Source organism: Streptomyces asiaticus (assembly GCF_018138715.1).
GTDB lineage: Bacteria > Actinomycetota > Actinomycetes > Streptomycetales > Streptomycetaceae > Streptomyces > Streptomyces asiaticus.
The window spans coordinates 3813970-3830853 of the sequence record NZ_JAGSHX010000006.1 but is presented as its reverse complement, the minus strand read 5'-3'; the positions used below and the strand labels follow the sequence as shown (position 1 = coordinate 3830853).

The window sequence follows — 16884 nt, the reverse complement described above, 5'->3', positions numbered from 1 at the left end:
CGTCGGGTGGGCTCGGGAAGAGCTGGTTCCCGATGTCCTCAAAGCTATGTCCGCGAGCCGGAGGAGACGTCGCTCCACGGTGCGATCCCGACCCTGGGAATCGTCGGGGTCGGGGCCTGGGCGCCGTCGTTCCGGGGGAGGGGGGCCGCCCGGCCCCGGTCGGCCCGGCGGCGGAGCCGGGCCCGTACGGCGGGCACCACCAGCACATGCGCGAGGGCGACCCCGACGGTGTTCAGCAGCACCGCGTCCACGTTCATGATCTGCCCGGTCACCTCGCTGCGCAGCAGCGCGAACCCCATGGCCACCATCGCCCCGGTGAAGGCCGTACGGATCAGCGAGGCCAGCGGATACGCCTCCACCCGGCCCCCGGCCAGCGGCAGCAGCACTCCCAGCGGCGCGAGCAGCAGCAGCCCGCCTCCGATGGAACGGGCGGCCGACCAGGGGCTGAGCGCCAGATCGGCGCGGATGGTGGCCAGTGGTTCGAGGGTGGACGCGGACACCCAGGGGACGTTCACCGGTCGCAGGGTCAGCCAGCAGACGAACGAGAGGTGGGCCACGAGGAGCACGAAGCCCGCGACGCGGTAGCGGAAGGCGGCCCTGCGGCCGAAAGGACCCTGCACGAAAATCAGGACGCCGCACGCGGGGGTCGCGGTTCCGCACCCACTCCGCTGGTCAGCACCTTGTTACCGACAAGTCGCCGACCTGGGACGGGGCGGTACCAACAGGTAACGAATCAGGACACCGGGAGCCGCAATTGCACGACACCGGGATCCGGGAGTTCAGAACACCGGGATCCCGGCGTTCAGGACACCAGGACCCCGGAATTGACCGCGATCATCGGATTGCGGCGCATCTCCTCGGTGCACTGGTACGCCTTGAGCGGATCCCGCTGGCTGTCCGGACCGCCGAGCACCACCTTGCCGTCGTCACCGGCCACCGTGGTGTCCGCGAAGGTGCAGACGATCTGGGCGAGCGCCAGCGACTGGATCTCCTCCGGCGGCCGGTTCAGCCGCAGCGCGCTGTCCGGGTCGCCCTTGGCCGGTCCGGAGATCTCCACCCAGTCCTCGATCGCCGTGGAGAACCCGGCCGACACCTCGGCCCCCGTCGGCGGCAGCCGCAGCTGCTCCAGCAGCGCCCGGGCGACCCGCACCGGCTCGTGGGCCGTCTTCTCGTCGCCCTGCCGGGTGGTCCGGCTCACCGACAGGATCCGCGAGGAGCACAGCAGATAGATCCGTACGGAGACCCTGCCCATCCCCTCGGCCGCCCGCTCCGACTCCGGCGCCCGGCAGGACGCCCGCGAGGGCGCGGCCCCGGCGTCCACCGGCACCGAGGTGCCCCGTATCCCGCACCCGGCCGCCAGCAGCGTGACCGCGCCGGTCAGCAGGAGGACGGCCGACCGGGTCCAGCGCGCGCTCATGGCCTGCCCTCCTCGTCCCGGCCCGTGCCTGTGCCGCCGTCGTCGCGCTCGCTCCCGGCGGAGCCGTCGCGCTCGTCCTCGGCCTCGTCGGAGGCGATCCGGGAGGCGTCCATCGGCAGCCGCAGGGTAAAGACCGCCCCGCCCTCCGGCGAGTTCGCGGCGCTGATGTCGCCGCCGTGGATATGCGCGTTCTCCATCGCGATCGACAGCCCGAGCCCGCTGCCCTCCGAGCGGGGGCGGGATGCGCTCGCCTTGTAGAAGCGGTCGAAGACATGCGGCAGCACATCCTCGGGGATGCCCGGACCGTGGTCCCGGACCTTGATCAGCAGCTCATCGCCGTCGGTGCGCACCGAGACCCGCACCGGCGAGCCGCCGTGCTTGAGCGCGTTCCCGATCAGATTCGCCAGGATCACATCCAGCCGCCGGGGGTCCAGCCGGGACACGATCCCGCGCGCCGCGTCCAGCTCCACCGCGTCCAGCCAGGCGCGGGCGTCGATGCACGCCGTCACCTGGTCGGCGACATCGACATCGTCGAGCACCAGCCGGGCCGTGCCCGCGTCGAAGCGGGTCACCTCCATCAGGTTCTCCACCAGGTCGTTCAGCCGCCGGGTCTCGCTCACCACCAGCTGCACCGCCGGAGCGATCATCGGGTCGAGGGAGTCGGCCTCCTCCTCCAGCACCTCCGTGACGGCCGTGATCGCGGTGAGCGGGGTCCGCAGCTCATGCGACATGTCCGCGACGAAGCGCCGACTGGACGCCTCCCGCGCGGACAGCTCCGCCACCCGCTTCTGGAGCCGCTCCGCGGCCCGGTTGAAGGTGTGGGAGAGATTGGCCAGCTCATCGGAGCCGGAGACCTGGAGCCGGGTGTCGAGATGCCCCTCGCCCAGCCGGTGGGCCGCCTCCCCGAGCCGCTGCACCGGCCGCAGCACCGTGGCCGCGGCGGCCTGCGCCAGCAGCGCGGCGCCGATCAGCGCGAGCCCGGTGGCGATCCCCAGCGACCAGGCCAGGGAGTTCAGATCCTGGCGTTCGGTGTCCAGGGACTTGAGCATGTAGCCGGTCGGCCCGCCGCCGTTCACCTTGGCCCCGCCGACCAGGTACGGGGTGCCGCCCAGCGTGATCCGCTGCCAGTAGAGGTGGTACGGGGCGGTGTTCCCCTTGCTCACCGGGCGCTTCTGGTCCACCGCGCGCCGCAGCGAGGAGGGCACCACATCGAGGGTGAACAGATCCTTGTCCGAGGCCGCCGGGCAGCTTCCGACGTCCTTCGTCCGGGTGATCAGCAGCACCTCGTACTTCTGGGTGTTGTCCGCCATACGGCCCGCCGCCTCCCGCAATTCGGAACAGGTGGGGACGGAGGGCAGCGGGTCGGTGTCGTCCTTCAGCGACTTGCGGAACTCGTCCAGCGCCGAGTCCTGGGTACGGGTCAGCACCGCGTCCCGGTTCAGCCAGTACGCGATGGCGGACGCGGACACGGCGGCGGTCAGCGCCACCAGCCCGAAGACCAGCATCAGCCGCAGCCGGAGGCTGAACCACCGCAAGAGCCCCGCGGCCCAGCCCCGGGCCCGACCGGGCTCGTCGCTCACTGCGCTCAATTCCGTACGTCTCCGCCCCCGTGCGCGCGGCACACCGTAGTACTCACTGCGCTGATCCGTTCGCTTCTCCGCCCGTGCGGCGAAATCGCGGGCATCGCAGTCGTCCGCGGTCCGGCGGCCGCACGTGCGTCGCTCACTGTGGCGTGTCCAGCCGGTACCCGACCCCACGCACCGTACGGATCAGCGTCGGCGACGACGGCACGTCCTCCACCTTCGCGCGCAGCCGCTGTACGCATGCGTCGACCAGCCGCGAGTCCCCGAGGTAGTCGTGCTCCCACACCAGCCGCAACAGCTGCTGCCGGGACAGCGCCTGCCCCGGACGGCGGCTGAGCTCCAGCAGAAGCCGCAGCTCAGTGGGGGTGAGCTGGAGATCCTCGCCGTTCTTGGTGACCGTCATGGCCGCGCGGTCGATCAGCAGATTGCCGAAGGCCGCGGAGTCGTTGGCCTCCCGCTCCCCACGCCGCAGCACCGCGCGGATCCGGGCGTCCAGCACCCGGCCCTGGACGGGTTTGACCACATAGTCGTCGGCACCGGACTCCAGGCCGACCACGACGTCGATGTCATCGCTGCGCGCGGTCAGCAGGATGATCGGCAACTGGTCGGTACGGCGGATCCGGCGGCACACCTCGAAGCCGTCGATCCCGGGCAGCATCACATCGAGCACGATCAGATCCGGCCGCTGCTCACGCAGCAGTTTCAGGCCGTCCTCGCCCGTCGCCGCGGTCGCCACACGGTGGCCCTGGCGAGACAGCGAGAGTTCGAGGGCCGTGCGGATGGCGTCGTCGTCCTCGATCAGCAACAGGAAAGGCACGTTGGTCATTCTGGCCTACAAGGGGCCTGTAGTTCGACCGTCAGGGGTTTATCGGTCCGATCGCCTGTGACGAGCCTGTGACAGTCGACAGACACCCCCATGAAACTGGCCCGGCAAAGTCTTCTGTGCACCGGGCGGAACACCACCGGCCGGGGCAGCCAGAAGCCAGACCGACCAGGCTCCATCGACGGGGGGCGCGAAATGAGCACACTGCACTTCTCCACCACCAGCGCAGTTCGCACACGCCTCCACGACGCCGGGCGGGGCAATGAGAAGTCCGGTGCCGTGAGCGGGCGGGGGTGCGCTCGCGGCGCCGGGCGTCAGCGGCCTCCTTACATGGTGGCCATTGACGCGATCACGGGGGACAAGGAGGCCGGCACCGGCCTCGGGGGGGACAACCGGGGACCGGGGGGCCACGGGGGAGGCTCGTACGGGGAGGCAGAGGGGGAGCGGCGCACCACGTCGGAGGCGGAGTTCACCGCCTATGTCCAGGAGCGCCGCGCCTCCCTGTACGCAACCGCCTACCACCTGACCGGTGACCGCTTCGAGGCCGAGGACCTGCTCCAGAGCGCGCTGTTCTCGACCTACCGGGCCTGGGACCGGATCAGTGACAAGGCGGCGGTCGGCGGCTATCTGCGGCGCACCATGACCAATCTGCACATCAGCGCCTGGCGTCGGCGCAAGCTCAACGAGTACCCGACGGAGGAGCTGCCGGAGACGGTGGGCGACCACGACGCGATGCGCGGCACCGAGCTGCGCACCGTGCTGTGGCAGGCCCTGGCCCGGCTCCCCGAGTTGCAGCGCACGATGCTGGTGCTGCGCTACTACGAGGGCCGGACGGATCCGGAGATCGCGGACATCCTGAACATCAGCGTCGGAACGGTCAAGAGCAGCATCTGGCGCTCGCTGCGCCGGCTGCGCGAGGACGAGGTCCTCAGCTTCGGCCGTGACGAGGAGGAGTCCTTCGGCGAACTGGTCGCCTGACGGCGGCGGGGACGATCGAAGGCGGGGGGAAAATCGGGGGATACGGGGGAAACAGGTGCGAGGCCGGACAGCCGAGGGGGGATGTCCGGCCTCGCACCTTTTTGGCCGCGTGGTCATGCGGCCATGAGGTCATGCGGTCATACGGACGCCTTCTGGCCGGGGGCGAGGATCCGCTCTCCCGCCGCCGCTATCCGGCCCAGCGCCACGTCCTTGCCGCACGCGTACGCGCCCAGTGCCGTCTGCCGGGCCACGATCCCGCGCTCCGCGCGCATCAGCCGCCAGCCGCGCCGCAGCAGATAGAGCGCGGGCTTACGGCCCTCCCGGAGGTCGCGCAGCAGCCTGCGCCGGAACGTGGTGGACGGGCGGCCGCGCAGACAGATCGCGTCCGCGAGCACCCCGAGGTCGGCACACCGCCCGACGATGTCGGCGGCGAAAATCCCTTCGGCGATGAACAGCGGCGCCCGCCCGATGTCCAGCGCCTCCTCGCCGACCCGGGCGCTGGTGGCGATGTCGTACAGCGGCACGGTCGTTCGTGACGCACGGCACAGCTCCTCGATGGCCGCGACGGCCGCGTCCGCGTCCCAGGACAGCGGCGAGTCCCAGTCGGCGCCCCCGCCGTCGGGGAGTTGGGGGAGCGTCGCGTCGCCGCCCTCCTTGTAGAAGTCGTCGAGGTTGAGCACGGGCAGCCCGGTGCGGGTCGCGAGGGAGGACTTGCCCGAACCCGAGGGGCCGGAGAGGAGGACGACACGGGCGGAAGGCGGTTGGCTGGTCACGGAACACCAGTGTGACGCATCCTTTCGCCCGCGTGACCCCCGCGTAACCGTCAACCTGACCGCCGGCTCGACCGCCCATGTGGCCCGGCCCCGCCGTCAGACGACCGCGCGTGGCCGTTCCGCGGCCGTCGTACGGGCCGGGCGGGTGCGGGGGCCGAAGCAACTCGGCGTCGGTGACATCCGGCGTACGGTCGCGATGCCGCGCGCCCGGCCGCCGGAGGCCGGGACGGCGTCGACCATGGCGCTGTTGTCCGTGCCGTGACAGGTCGCCTGGACGATCACATTGCGGGCGACCCCGAGGTGGTCGCGGAGGGCGAAGAGGTCGTCCTTGCCGCCGTCGCAGGGCGTGTGCTTCCGTTCGGGCGCGAAGGGGAACGCGGCCTGCGGGCCGAAGACATGGCAGTGGGTGTCGACGGTGCCCGGCGGGAGGGCGAAGGCGGGCCGGGACGGGTCGGGGTGCCAGTCCAGCCAGCCCGGGGTCTTGGCGGAGAGCGTGCTCATGAGGGCTCTGGGCGTGTGGCGGCGGCCTGCGGTCGTTGGGGGCCCGGGCGAATCGACGGACGTGCTCATCATCTCAGCGGCCCTGTTTCGTCAGCAGGGCGTCCAGACGGAGGTAGACGGTGCGGGCGTTGCGTTCGAAGATGCCGGTCAGTTCGTCCGCGTCGAGCCGAGCTGCTCCCCTCCCCGCCCCTTCCCACAACTGGGGCTCCGCCCCAGCCCCCGGCCGCGTCGCGGGCGGCGCGGCCGGGGCCCGGCCGGTGAGCTGACCGCGATGACGGTTGGCTCGCGGACCCGCCGGGGGTCTGGGGCGGGGCGGACCTGGGGCTCGGCCCCGGGCCCCGGTCGGGTCGCAGGTGGTGCGGTCTACGCCTTGGCCGGTGGGGGCTGGCCGCGGCGGCGGTCGGTTCGCCGACCTGGCGGGGTCCAGGGGCAAAGCCCCTGGTTGCGGGAAGGGGCGGGGAGGGGGAAGATCCGCCGGCCCCGCCGCGGCAGCGCGGTAGGAGGTGTCTGGGGCTCCGCCCCAGATCCTGGGGTTCGGGGGCGGAGCCCTGCCACGCGGCGGAGCCGCATATAGATGCTGCGGGAAGGGGCGGGGAGGGGAAAGATCCGCCGGCCCCGCCGCGGCAGCGGGCTCGGGGGGCGCCGGGCACCTCGTAGGCGGGGCGTCCGGCGGGCAGCCCGTGGGGCGGGGTGGCCGGGGTTAGGCGCCCATTGGGTGCCACACCGTCTTCGTCTCCAGGAAGGCGAGGAGGCGGGCGGTGCCGGGGGTGGCGGGCCAGTCCACAGGCTGTGGACGCAGGACGCGCTTGAGGTTGTCCGCGGCGGCCTTCTCCAACTCGGTCGCGAGTTCCGCGTCCGCGCCCGCGCCCGCGAGGTCGATCGCGTTGACGTCCTGGTGCGCGGCGAGCGGGGCGGCGAGCTCCGCCGTGCGGCCGGACAGGACGTTGACCACGCCGCCGGGGAGGTCGGAGGTGGCCAGGACCTCGGCCAGGGAGAGGGCGGGCAGGGGGGCGGCCTCGGCGGCGACGACCACCGTCGTGTTCCCGGTGACGATCGCCGGGGCGATCACCGACACCAGGCCCAGGAACGACGAGTCCTGGGGCGCGAGGAGCGCGACCACGCCGGTCGGTTCGGGGGCGGACAGGTTGAAGTACGGCCCGGCCACGGGGTTGGCGGACCCGGCGATCTGGGCCGTCTTGTCGGACCAGCCCGCGTACCAGACCCAGCGGTCGATCGCCGCGTCCACCTGCAGGCCCGCCTTGGACTTCGACAGGCCCTCGGCGTCGGCGACCTCGTGGACGAACTGGCCGCGGCGGCCCTCCAGCATCTCGGCGACGCGGTAGAGGATCTGGCCCCGGTTGTAGGCGGTGGCACCCGACCAGCCGCCGAACGCCTTGCGCGCGGCGACGACCGCGTCCCGGGCGTCCTTGCGGGAGGCCAGCGGGGCGTTGGCCAGCCACGTGCCCTTTGCGTCGGTCACCTCGTACACCCGCCCGCTCTCCGAGCGTGGGAACTTGCCGCCCACGAACAGCTTGTAGGTCTTCAGGACCGAGAGTCGTTCAGACATCGAGGTATGCCTCCAGGCCGTGGCGACCGCCTTCACGGCCGTATCCGGACTCCTTGTAGCCGCCGAACGGGGAGGCCGGGTCGAACTTGTTGAAGGTGTTGGACCACACCACGCCCGCCCGGAGCTTGTTCGCCATCCACAGGATGCGCGAACCCTTCTCCGTCCAGATGCCCGCCGACAGCCCGTACGGCGTGTTGTTGGCCTTGGCCACGGCCTCTTCGGGGGTGCGGAAGGTGAGCACCGAGAGCACCGGGCCGAAGATCTCCTCGCGGGCGATCCGGTGGGCCTGGGTGACGCCGGTGAAGAGGGTGGGCGCGAACCAGTAGCCGGAGCTGGGCAGTTCGCACTGCGGGGCCCAGCGCTCGGCGCCCTCGGCCTCGCCCGCGTCGGCCAGGGCGCGGATCCGGGCCAGCTGCTCGGCGGAGTTGATGGCGCCGATGCCGGTGTTCTTGTCCAGCGGATCGCCGACGCGCAGAGTGCTCATCCGGCGCTTGAGCGCATCGAGCAGCTCGTCCTGGACGGACTCCTGGACCAGGAGGCGGGAGCCCGCGCAGCAGACATGGCCCTGGTTGAAGAAGATGCCGCCGACGATGCCCTCGACCGCCTGGTCGATGGGGGCGTCGTCGAAGACGATGTTCGCGGCCTTGCCCCCGAGTTCGAGGGTGACCTTCTTCTTCGTACCGGCCACCGTACGGGCGATGGCCTTGCCGACCTCGGTGGAGCCGGTGAAGGCCACCTTGTCGATGCCGGGGTGGGCGACCAGCTCGGCGCCGGTCGAGCCGTCGCCGGTGACGATGTTCACCACGCCCTTGGGCAGCCCCGCCTGACGGCAGATGTCCGCGAAGAACAGGGCGCTCAGCGGGGTCGTCTCGGCGGGCTTCAACACCACCGTGTTGCCGCAGGCCAGCGCCGGGGCGATCTTCCAGGCCAGCATCAGGAGGGGGAAGTTCCAGGGGATGATCTGACCGGCGACGCCCAGGGGCTTCGGATCCGGCCCGTAGCCCGCGTACGCCAGCTTGTCGGCCCAGCCCGCGTAGTAGAAGAAGTGGGCCGCGACCAGGGGCAGATCGGCGTCGCGCGACTCACGGATCGGCTTGCCGTTGTCCAGCGACTCCAGGACGGCCAGCTCGCGGGAGCGCTCCTGGATGATCCGCGCGATGCGGAAGAGGTACTTGGCGCGCTCGGAGCCGGGGAGCGCGGACCAGGTCTCGAACGCCTTACGGGCGGCCTTGACGGCGCGGTCCACGTCCTCGACGCCCGCCTGGGCGACCTCGGAGAGGACCTCCTCGGAGGAGGGGGACAGGGTCTTGAAGACCTTGCCGTCGCCCGCCTCGGCGAACTCCCCGTCGATGAACATGCCGTAGGACGGGGCGATGTCGACGACCGCGCGGGACTCGGGCGCGGGTGCGTACTCGAAAACTGGCATGGCGTATCAGTCCACCGTCACGTAGTCGGGACCGGAGTACCGGCCGGTGCTCAGCTTCTGGCGCTGCATGAGCAGATCGTTGAGCAGGCTGGAGGCGCCGAAGCGGAACCACTCCGGGGAGAGCCACTCGTCGCCCAGCGTCTCGTTGACCATCACCAGGTACTTGATCGCGTCCTTGGAGGTGCGGATGCCGCCCGCGGGCTTCACGCCCACCTGTACGCCGGTGGTGGCGCGGAAGTCGCGGACCGCCTCCAGCAGGACGAGGGTGACGGGCGGGGTCGCGTTGACGGCCACCTTGCCGGTGGAGGTCTTGATGAAGTCCGCGCCCGCGAGCATCGCCAGCCAGGAGGCGCGGCGGACGTTGTCGTACGTCTGGAGCTCACCGGTCTCGAAGATGACCTTGAGGTGGGCCGCGGTGCCGCTGCCGTCCTCGCGCACGCACGCCTCCTTCACCTGCCGGATCTCCTCGAACACCTCGAGGTAGCGGCCGGAGAGGAAGGCGCCGCGGTCGATCACCATGTCGATCTCGTCCGCCCCGGCGGCGACCGCGTCCCGGGTGTCCGCCAGCTTGACCGGCAGCGAGGCCCGGCCGGAGGGGAAGGCGGTGGCGACGGCGGCCACATGGATTCCGCTGCCGGTCAGGGCCTCCTTGGCGGTGGCCACCATGTCGCCGTAGACGCAGATCGCCGCGACCTTCGGGGTGGTGCGGTCGGTGGGGTCGGGGTGGATCCCCTTGGCGCAGAGCGCCCGGACCTTGCCCGGGGTGTCGGCACCCTCGAGGGTCGTCAGGTCGATCATCGAGATCGCCAGGTCGATGGCGTACGCCTTCGCCGTGGTCTTGATCGAGCGGGTGCCGAGGGTCGCGGCACGGGCCTGCAGGCCGACCGCGTCGACGCCCGGCAGGCCGTGCAGGAAGCGGCGCAGTGCGCCGTCACTGGCGGTCACGTCCGCCATTGACGCGAGTCGCTCCGCGGCCTCTTTGCCGTATGCGGGAACTGTGGTGGGCATGGTCACCAGATGAGCATATCTACGCGCGTAGTCGGATGTCACCCCCGGGCCCTGAATCGGCCGGGGGCCGGGGGCGGGCGACCCCGGGTCTCCCCTGGGCGCCCCCGCCCCCCGAGTGTGGTGCACAATCGGGCGCATGACGAGCCCGGACGACGACTCCAACCCCGCTGCCTCCAGCTCCGCCTCCTCCTCCGCCTCCTCCTCCGCCTCCTCCGATGCCGAGACCGAGACCTTCTCGGACCGGATCTACCGCTCCCCGAGCGGTATCGCGGGAGGGGTGCTGCTGCTCGGGCTCAGCGGCTGGCTGGGCATCGACGCGATGATCCGGGGCGAGGGCCGGACGCCGTGGCTGGCGCTGGCCGGGCTGCTCTTCGCGGTGCCGGTGGTGATCGCCTTCACGGTGCGCCCGGCGGTGTACGCGGGTCAGGACCGGCTGCTCGTCCGCAACCCGTTCCGTACGATCACGCTGCCCTGGGCCTCGGTCGAGGGGCTGCGCGCCGGGTACACCAGCGAGGTGCTCGCGGGCGGGGCCACCTACCAGCTGTGGGCGATCCCGGTCTCGCTGCGCCAGCGCAAGCGGGCCGCCCGGCAGCAGGCCAGGGCGGCCTCCGAGGACCCCTTCGGCGCTACGTCCGCCCATGTCGCGACGAACAAGCCCGACGAGGACCGCCGGGCCCCTTCCGACGCGGCCATCGGCGACCTGCGCGAGATGGCCGAGCTCAACGCCCAGCGCGGGGGCGCCCAGGGGGCGCCGGAGGTGCGATGGGCGTTTGAGGTCATCGCGCCGACGCTGGCGGGCGCGGTGCTGCTGGGTGTCATGCTGGCGATTGGCTGAGAGCTGGGCCCGCGATGGCGGTTCAGCTACCTCAGCCGGATCTGAGCCCGCTCCGGCGCCGTCGCCGATCGCCGTGGGCGACGGCGACGGGCTCGGCAGCCGATCCGCCCGCGGTCGCGGCTTCCGGGGGCTGGATTCCCGCCGCGGCCGAAAGGTCCGTCTTCAGCGCGGCCAGCACGGTGTCCGCCGTGGCGCGGGCCGGGGTGAGGGAGTCGGCGGCGGGGACGTCGACGACCACCTCCAGGTAGCACTTCAGCTTCGGCTCGGTGCCGCTGGGCCGGACGACCACGCGGGCGCCACGGACATTCCCCTTCCCGGCGAGCTGATAGCGCAGGCCGTCCGTCGGGGGCAGGGTGTCCGTGCCCCGCGTCAGGTCCTCCGCCGAGGTCACGGCGAGCCCCGCGAGCTCGGTGGGCGGCTGTTCGCGCAGCCGCTTCATCGCGGTCCCGATCACGGAGAGGTCGGTGACCCGGACGGACAGCTGGTCGGTGGCGTGCAGCCCGTGGGCCACCGCGATGTCGTCCAGCAGATCCGTGAGGGTGCGGCCCTGCTCCTTGAGCTCGGATGTCAGCTCGGCCACGAGCAGCGCGGCCGTGATGCCGTCCTTGTCGCGTACGCCCTCCGGATCCACGCAGTAGCCGAGCGCCTCCTCGTACGCGTAGCGCAGCCCGTCCACCCGGGCCAGCCACTTGAAGCCGGTCAGCGTCTCGGCGTACGGCAGCCCCGCGTCCTCCGCGATCCGGGACAGGAGCGACGAGGAGACGATCGTGGTCGCGAACGCGCCGCGGGCGCGCTTGTGGACGAGATGGGTGGCGAGGAGCGCGCCGACCTCGTCCCCGCGCAGCATCCGCCAGTTCGCGGCGTCCGAGGGCGCCGTGGGGTTCGTGATCGTGGGGACGGCGACGGCGCAGCGGTCGGCGTCCGGGTCATTGGCGATGATGATGTCCGGCGCGACCCTGCGGGCCGTCGCGAAGGCCAGGTCCATCGCCCCCGGCTCCTCCGGGTTGGGGAACGCGACGGTCGGGAACGCCGGATCGGGCTCGGCCTGCTCGGGCACGACCGCGGGCTCGGGGAACCCGGCGCGGGCGAACGCCGCGGTGAGGGTCTCCCGGCCGACGCCGTGCAGCGGGGTGTAGACGACGCGGGCGTTCCGGGGCGAACCCGGGGTGAGAACGGCGTCGGTCCGCGCGAGGTACGCCTCCAGGACGTCGTCGTCCAGCGTCTCCCAGCCGGTCTCGGGCCGGGGCACATCGTCCAGGCTGCGGATCGCCGCGATCTCGGCGGCGATCTCGGCGTCGGCGGGCGGCACGATCTGGGAGCCGTCGCCGAGGTAGACCTTGTAGCCGTTGTCGCGCGGCGGGTTGTGGCTCGCGGTGACCTCGACTCCGGCGATCGCGCCGAGGTGGCGGATGGCGAAGGCGAGGACGGGCGTGGGGAGGGGGCGGGGCAGTACGGCGGCGCGGAAGCCGGCACCGGTCATGACGGCGGCGGTGTCGCGGGCGAACTCGGCGCTCTTGTAGCGGGCGTCGTACCCGACGACGACGAGACCTCGCCCGTGCGGACCGTCCTGGTCGTCCTGGTCGTAATACGTGCGCAGATACGCGGCGAGCCCGGCGGCGGCCCGGATGACGACGGCGCGGTTCATCCGCATGGGCCCGGCCCCGAGCTCACCCCGGAGACCGGCGGTACCGAACTGCAACGTGCCGGAGAACCGCTCGGCGATCGCGTCGACGGCATCGTCCTGAAGCAGTTTCCCGAGCTCATTCCGCGTCTCGGGATCGGGATCCTCGGCAAGCCATGCGCGAGCCTGGGCGATGAGATCGGGCTCCGTGGCCATGGGGGCCTCCTGGGGGGTGGTCGTATGGGTCGTGCGGGGTGCGGTGGTGGTTGCGGGGCGCGGGGTGCGGGGTGCGGTGGTGGTTGCGGGTGCCGGTGCGGTGGTGGTTGCTGGGGTGCGCGGTGGGTCCGTGGTCGGGTGCGGGGACGGGGCCTCCGGGGCGGGGCTCTGGACCGTATATTTACGGCGCCATTGGCCGGGGACTTGCGTGGGCCGGGAATTGGCGCCACAAATACACGTAAGCGTCCAGAACCCCGCCCCTCCGACCCCGCCCCCTCCCGAGCGTCGGCGACCGCCCCCCGGTGACACGATCCCCGGCCGGTTCCGGAGCCGTCCGGGGGCCGGGTGCGTCACCGTCCCTCGCACCTCGTCGGCATCCATGCCCGCCTAGGGCGAGCCACCGATGGCCTCGGCGGCGGGAGTCACCGTCGGACGGCAAGGGCGGCGGGACTGCCACCCGGCGAGCCGGAGTCGGACCAGCGGCTCGTGCCACTCGCGGGCAGCCGTGAGACGGCGGGAGGGGACGACGGTGGCGCCCACTCGTCCCGCATCCGGCCCCGGCGATCCGGAGCCCAAGGAGCGGCTCGGGCCACCGGCGGGTGGGCGCTGACCCGGGCGAGCCGGAACCGGACCGGAGGCTGTGCCACCGGCGGGGGGCCGCGGGACGGCGGGAGGGGGTGGGGTCGGAGGGGTGGTGTCCTGGACGCTTACGTGTATTTGTGGCGCCAATTCCCGGCCCACGCAAGTCCCCGGCTAACGGCGCCGTAAATATACGGTCCAGGGCGCCGCCCCGGAGGCCCCGCCCCCGGCACCCACCACACAACCAACCGCGCACCCCGGCCCGCCCCGCCCCGCGTCCCCGGTCCGCTCGTCCCGGGCACCCAGTCCGCCCGTCCCGTGTCCCCGCCACGCCCCGCCGCGCCTCGCGCATCGCTGTTCAGTTAGCCAAGGGGTGAGTACCCGCGCAGGGCGCCGTGACGCCGCCTCCGGGGATCAGAGGCGGTCGAGGACCTGGGCCAGCAGGCTGCCCATGCGGGAGGCGGAGTCGCGGCCCGCCTGGAGGACCTCCTCGTGGTTGAGGGGCTCGCCCGTCATACCGGCCGCGAGGTTCGTCACCAGGGAGATCCCGAGCACCTCCGCGCCCGCCTCGCGCGCCGCGATGGCCTCCAGGGTCGTGGACATGCCCACCAGATCGGCCCCTATCGTGCGGGCCATGTTGATCTCCGCCGGAGTCTCGTAGTGTGGCCCGGGGAACTGGGCGTAGACGCCCTCCTCCAGGGTCGGGTCGACCTGCTGGCACAGGGCGCGCAGCCGCGGTGAGTACAGGTCGGTGAGGTCGACGAAGTTGGCGCCCACGATCGGCGAGGTGGCCGTGAGGTTGATGTGGTCGCTGATCAGTACCGGCTGGCCGGGGCGCATGCCCTCGCGGAGGCCGCCGCAACCGTTGGTGAGGATGATGGTCTTGCAGCCCGCGGCCACGGCGGTGCGTACGCCGTGCGCGACGGCGGCGACACCACGCCCCTCGTAGTAGTGCGTACGGCCGAGGAAGACCAGCGCCCGCTTGTCGTTGATCCGGTACGACCGGATCCGGCCCGCGTGGCCCGCGACGGCGGGCGGCGGGAAGCCGGGCAGCTCGGTGACGGGGAACTCGTGCTCGGGCGCCCCGAGTGCGTCGGTGGCGGGGACCCAGCCGGAGCCCAGGACCAGCGCGACGTCGTGGGTTTCCGCGCCGGTCAGCTCGCGCAGGCGGGTGGCGGCGGCGTCGGCGGCGGCGTGCGGGTCGCCCTGGTTGTCCCAAGAAACTGATGCGTTCACGCGCACGAGGGTAGCCGGTAACTGCCTACGCGCGTAGACGGAGTCGCCGAGGTGTTCGGATCGTTGCATTGCCGCAGGCTCACGGCCGGCCCCGTGCGTTGCGCTGCCCCGGGGCAACCGGGAAACCAGCTGAACCGGGAAACCAGCTGAACCGGGAAACCAGCTGAACCAGGAGACCAGCTGAACCGGGAAACCAGCTCAACCGGAAACACCGGACTCAGCAGGGACGCTTCCGCAGCTCCATCACATAGTCGTGCGGCGCCCCCGCCGACTCCGCCGCGTCCGCGATCTCGCCCAGGTAGCGGGCCGAGGGCAGCCCGCCCTCGTAGCCGTTGAGGACGTAGAGCCAGGCGGCCTCGTCGCCGTCCAGCGTGTGGACGCGGATCCGCATCCGGCGGTAGATGTCGAGGCCGACGCCCTCCCAGCGGTCCATGGAGTCCTCGTCCATGGGCGCGATGTCGTAGAGGGCGACGAAGACCTGGGAGCGCGGGGCCTCCACGATCGTGGGGAGGGCGCCCTCCCAGCCCATCTGCTCACCGCCGAAGGTGAGGCGCCAGCCGTTCAGCCAGCCCGTTCCGCGCAGCGGGGAGTGTGGTGCGCGGCGGGACATCAGCCGCGCGTCGAGGTTGCCGGCGTACGCGGCGTAGAGCGACATGGGTCTGAGGGTACGGGAGTGGGGTGGAACGGCCTCCGGGGTGGGAGGTCTGGCGGAGGGTTCGGTGAGAGGTTTCGTACGGCTGTCGCCCCCGCGAAACCCCCCGGGCTGAAGGCATTCGAACCGGTGCGGGACAATGGAGCATGTGACTCGGATCGTGATCATTGGTGGCGGACCCGGCGGCTATGAGGCGGCGCTGGTCGCCGCGCAGCTCGGCGCGGAGGTGACCGTCGTCGACTGCGACGGTCTGGGCGGGGCGTCGGTGCTCACCGACTGTGTGCCGTCGAAGACGTTGATCGCCACCGCTGAGGTGATGACGACGTTCGACTCCTCCTACGAGGAGCTGGGGATCATCGTCGCCGACGACACCCCACCGCTGGAGCAGGCGGCCCGGGTGGTCGGCGTGGATCTGGGCAAGGTCAACCGCCGGGTGAAGCGGCTCGCGCTCGCCCAGTCGCACGACATCACGGCCTCGGTCACCCGGGCCGGCGGCCGGGTCATGCGCGGCCGCGCGCGGGTGGAGCCGCAGCAGTCGCTGGACGGCTCGCGGCGGGTGATCGTACGGGCCGCGGACGGCAGCGAGCAGTCGCTGGTGGCGGACGCGGTGCTGCTGGCGACGGGCGCCCATCCGAGGGAGATCCCGGACGCGAAGCCGGACGGCGAGCGGATCCTGAACTGGACGCAGGTGTACGACCTGGACGAGCTCCCGCAGGAGCTGATCGTGGTCGGCTCCGGTGTCACGGGTGCGGAGTTCGCGGGTGCCTACCAGGCGCTGGGGTCGAAGGTCACGCTGGTCTCCAGCCGGGACCGGGTGCTGCCGGGCGAGGACCCGGACGCGGCCGCGGTGCTGGAGGACGTCTTCCGGCGCCGGGGGATGAACGTGATGTCCCGGTCCCGGGCGCAGGCCGCCAAGCGGGTCGGGGACCGGGTGGAGGTCACGCTCTCGGACGGGCGGGTCATCTCCGGCACCCACTGTCTGATGGCGGTCGGCTCGATCCCGAACACGGCGGACATCGGCCTGGAGGAGGCCGGGGTCAAGCTGGCGGAGTCGGGGCACATCCTGACCGACAAGGTGTCCCGGACGAGCGCGCCGGGGATCTACGCGGCGGGTGACTGCACCGGTGTGCTGGCGCTGGCGTCGGTGGCGGCGATGCAGGGCCGGATCGCGATGTACCACTTCCTCGGGGACGCGGTGACCCCGCTGAACCTGAAGACGGTCTCGGCGAACGTCTTCACCGACCCCGAGATCGCCACGGTCGGCTACTCGCAGGCCGACGTGGACGGCGGGAAGATCGACGCCCGGGTGGTGAAGCTGCCGCTGCTGCGCAATCCGCGGGCGAAGATGCAGGGCATCCGGGACGGCTTCGTGAAGATCTTCTGCCGTCCGGGCACCGGTATCGTGGTCGGCGGTGTGGTGGTCGCGCCGCGGGCGAGCGAGCTGATCCACCCCATATCGCTGGCGGTGGACAATAATCTGACGGTGGAGCAGATCGCCAACGCCTTCACGGTCTACCCCTCGTTGTCCGGTTCGATCGCCGAGGTGGCCCGGCAGTTGCACACCCGGAAGACTCAGGAAGAGTCATAGACCCGGTCCTTATAGCACTTCGTGCCCTCACGGAAGTACAACTTCTGCTAATTGGTGCAAGCTGCTGAAAACAGACGGTCG

General features: G+C 71.8%; 15 protein-coding genes and 1 pseudogene. 3 read left to right on the top strand and 13 right to left on the bottom strand.

Annotated elements, in window-relative coordinates; all coding sequences use genetic code 11:
• Positions 1–44: 44 nt before the first annotated feature.
• The 4 genes from KHP12_RS23530 to afsQ1 all read right to left on the bottom strand — a co-directional run bounded on the left by KHP12_RS23530 (position 45) and on the right by afsQ1 (position 3817).
• A complete protein-coding gene (locus KHP12_RS23530) occupies positions 45–620 on the bottom strand; it encodes a VanZ family protein (RefSeq protein ID WP_086880615.1) in 576 nt (191 codons plus the stop codon).
• A gap of 182 nt (positions 621–802) precedes the next feature.
• The gene (locus tag KHP12_RS23525; protein ID WP_211833670.1) at positions 803–1417 is read right to left on the bottom strand and encodes a hypothetical protein; all 615 of its coding nucleotides are present in this window, start codon (positions 1415–1417) and stop codon (positions 803–805) included.
• A complete protein-coding gene (locus KHP12_RS23520; protein ID WP_372455312.1) occupies positions 1414–2922 on the bottom strand; it encodes an ATP-binding protein in 1509 nt (502 codons plus the stop codon). The genes KHP12_RS23525 and KHP12_RS23520 overlap by 4 nt, the downstream gene beginning before the upstream one ends.
• 217 nt (positions 2923–3139) lie before the next feature.
• Positions 3140–3817: a two-component system response regulator AfsQ1 gene (gene afsQ1, locus KHP12_RS23515; protein ID WP_171072689.1), complete on the bottom strand. Its 678-nt coding sequence runs from the start codon at positions 3815–3817 to the stop codon at positions 3140–3142.
• A gap of 201 nt (positions 3818–4018) precedes the next feature.
• On the opposite strand from afsQ1, the gene KHP12_RS23510 reads away from it, so the two are divergent.
• Positions 4019–4801: a SigE family RNA polymerase sigma factor gene (locus KHP12_RS23510; RefSeq protein WP_211833668.1), complete on the top strand. Its 783-nt coding sequence runs from the start codon at positions 4019–4021 to the stop codon at positions 4799–4801.
• A gap of 137 nt (positions 4802–4938) precedes the next feature.
• Here KHP12_RS23510 and KHP12_RS23505 read toward each other — a convergent pair whose 3' ends face one another.
• The 6 genes and pseudogenes from KHP12_RS23505 to deoC form a co-directional block, all read right to left on the bottom strand.
• Positions 4939–5574 (bottom strand): ATP-binding protein, encoded by a 636-nt coding sequence (locus KHP12_RS23505; RefSeq protein WP_308016951.1) that lies wholly within the window; start codon positions 5572–5574, stop codon positions 4939–4941.
• A gap of 154 nt (positions 5575–5728) precedes the next feature.
• A pseudogene (locus KHP12_RS23500) lies at positions 5729–6075 on the bottom strand (amidohydrolase family protein); the annotation flags it as partial.
• Between the two features lie 73 nt (positions 6076–6148).
• The gene (locus KHP12_RS52470; protein ID WP_276522183.1) at positions 6149–6274 is read right to left on the bottom strand and encodes a hypothetical protein; all 126 of its coding nucleotides are present in this window, start codon (positions 6272–6274) and stop codon (positions 6149–6151) included.
• A gap of 501 nt (positions 6275–6775) precedes the next feature.
• Complete coding sequence (locus tag KHP12_RS23495) at positions 6776–7642, bottom strand: aldehyde dehydrogenase family protein (RefSeq protein ID WP_210609393.1); 867 nt, start codon at positions 7640–7642, stop codon at positions 6776–6778.
• Positions 7635–9068: an aldehyde dehydrogenase family protein gene (locus KHP12_RS23490; protein WP_211833664.1), complete on the bottom strand. Its 1434-nt coding sequence runs from the start codon at positions 9066–9068 to the stop codon at positions 7635–7637. The genes KHP12_RS23495 and KHP12_RS23490 overlap by 8 nt, the downstream gene beginning before the upstream one ends.
• Positions 9069–9074: 6 nt before the next feature.
• Positions 9075–10076 (bottom strand): deoxyribose-phosphate aldolase, encoded by a 1002-nt coding sequence (deoC, locus tag KHP12_RS23485; RefSeq protein ID WP_167442622.1) that lies wholly within the window; start codon positions 10074–10076, stop codon positions 9075–9077.
• A 136-nt stretch (positions 10077–10212) separates the two neighbouring features.
• On the opposite strand from deoC, the gene KHP12_RS23480 reads away from it, so the two are divergent.
• Complete coding sequence (locus tag KHP12_RS23480) at positions 10213–10911, top strand: PH domain-containing protein (RefSeq protein ID WP_211833662.1); 699 nt, start codon at positions 10213–10215, stop codon at positions 10909–10911.
• Positions 10912–10942: 31 nt separating this feature from the next.
• Here KHP12_RS23480 and KHP12_RS23475 read toward each other — a convergent pair whose 3' ends face one another.
• From KHP12_RS23475 to KHP12_RS23465, 3 genes are all read right to left on the bottom strand, one after another.
• Positions 10943–12748, bottom strand: coding sequence for a phospho-sugar mutase (locus KHP12_RS23475; RefSeq protein WP_372455219.1), 1806 nt, complete (start codon positions 12746–12748; stop codon positions 10943–10945).
• Between the two features lie 993 nt (positions 12749–13741).
• A complete protein-coding gene (locus KHP12_RS23470; protein ID WP_372455311.1) occupies positions 13742–14569 on the bottom strand; it encodes a purine-nucleoside phosphorylase in 828 nt (275 codons plus the stop codon).
• Between the two features lie 211 nt (positions 14570–14780).
• Positions 14781–15218, bottom strand: a complete 438-nt coding sequence (locus KHP12_RS23465) for a gamma-glutamylcyclotransferase family protein (protein WP_020870716.1) — start codon at positions 15216–15218, stop codon at positions 14781–14783.
• 136 nt (positions 15219–15354) lie between these two features.
• On the opposite strand from KHP12_RS23465, the gene KHP12_RS23460 reads away from it, so the two are divergent.
• The gene (locus KHP12_RS23460) at positions 15355–16803 is read left to right on the top strand and encodes an NAD(P)H-quinone dehydrogenase (protein ID WP_086881400.1); all 1449 of its coding nucleotides are present in this window, start codon (positions 15355–15357) and stop codon (positions 16801–16803) included.
• Positions 16804–16884 lie beyond the last annotated feature (81 nt).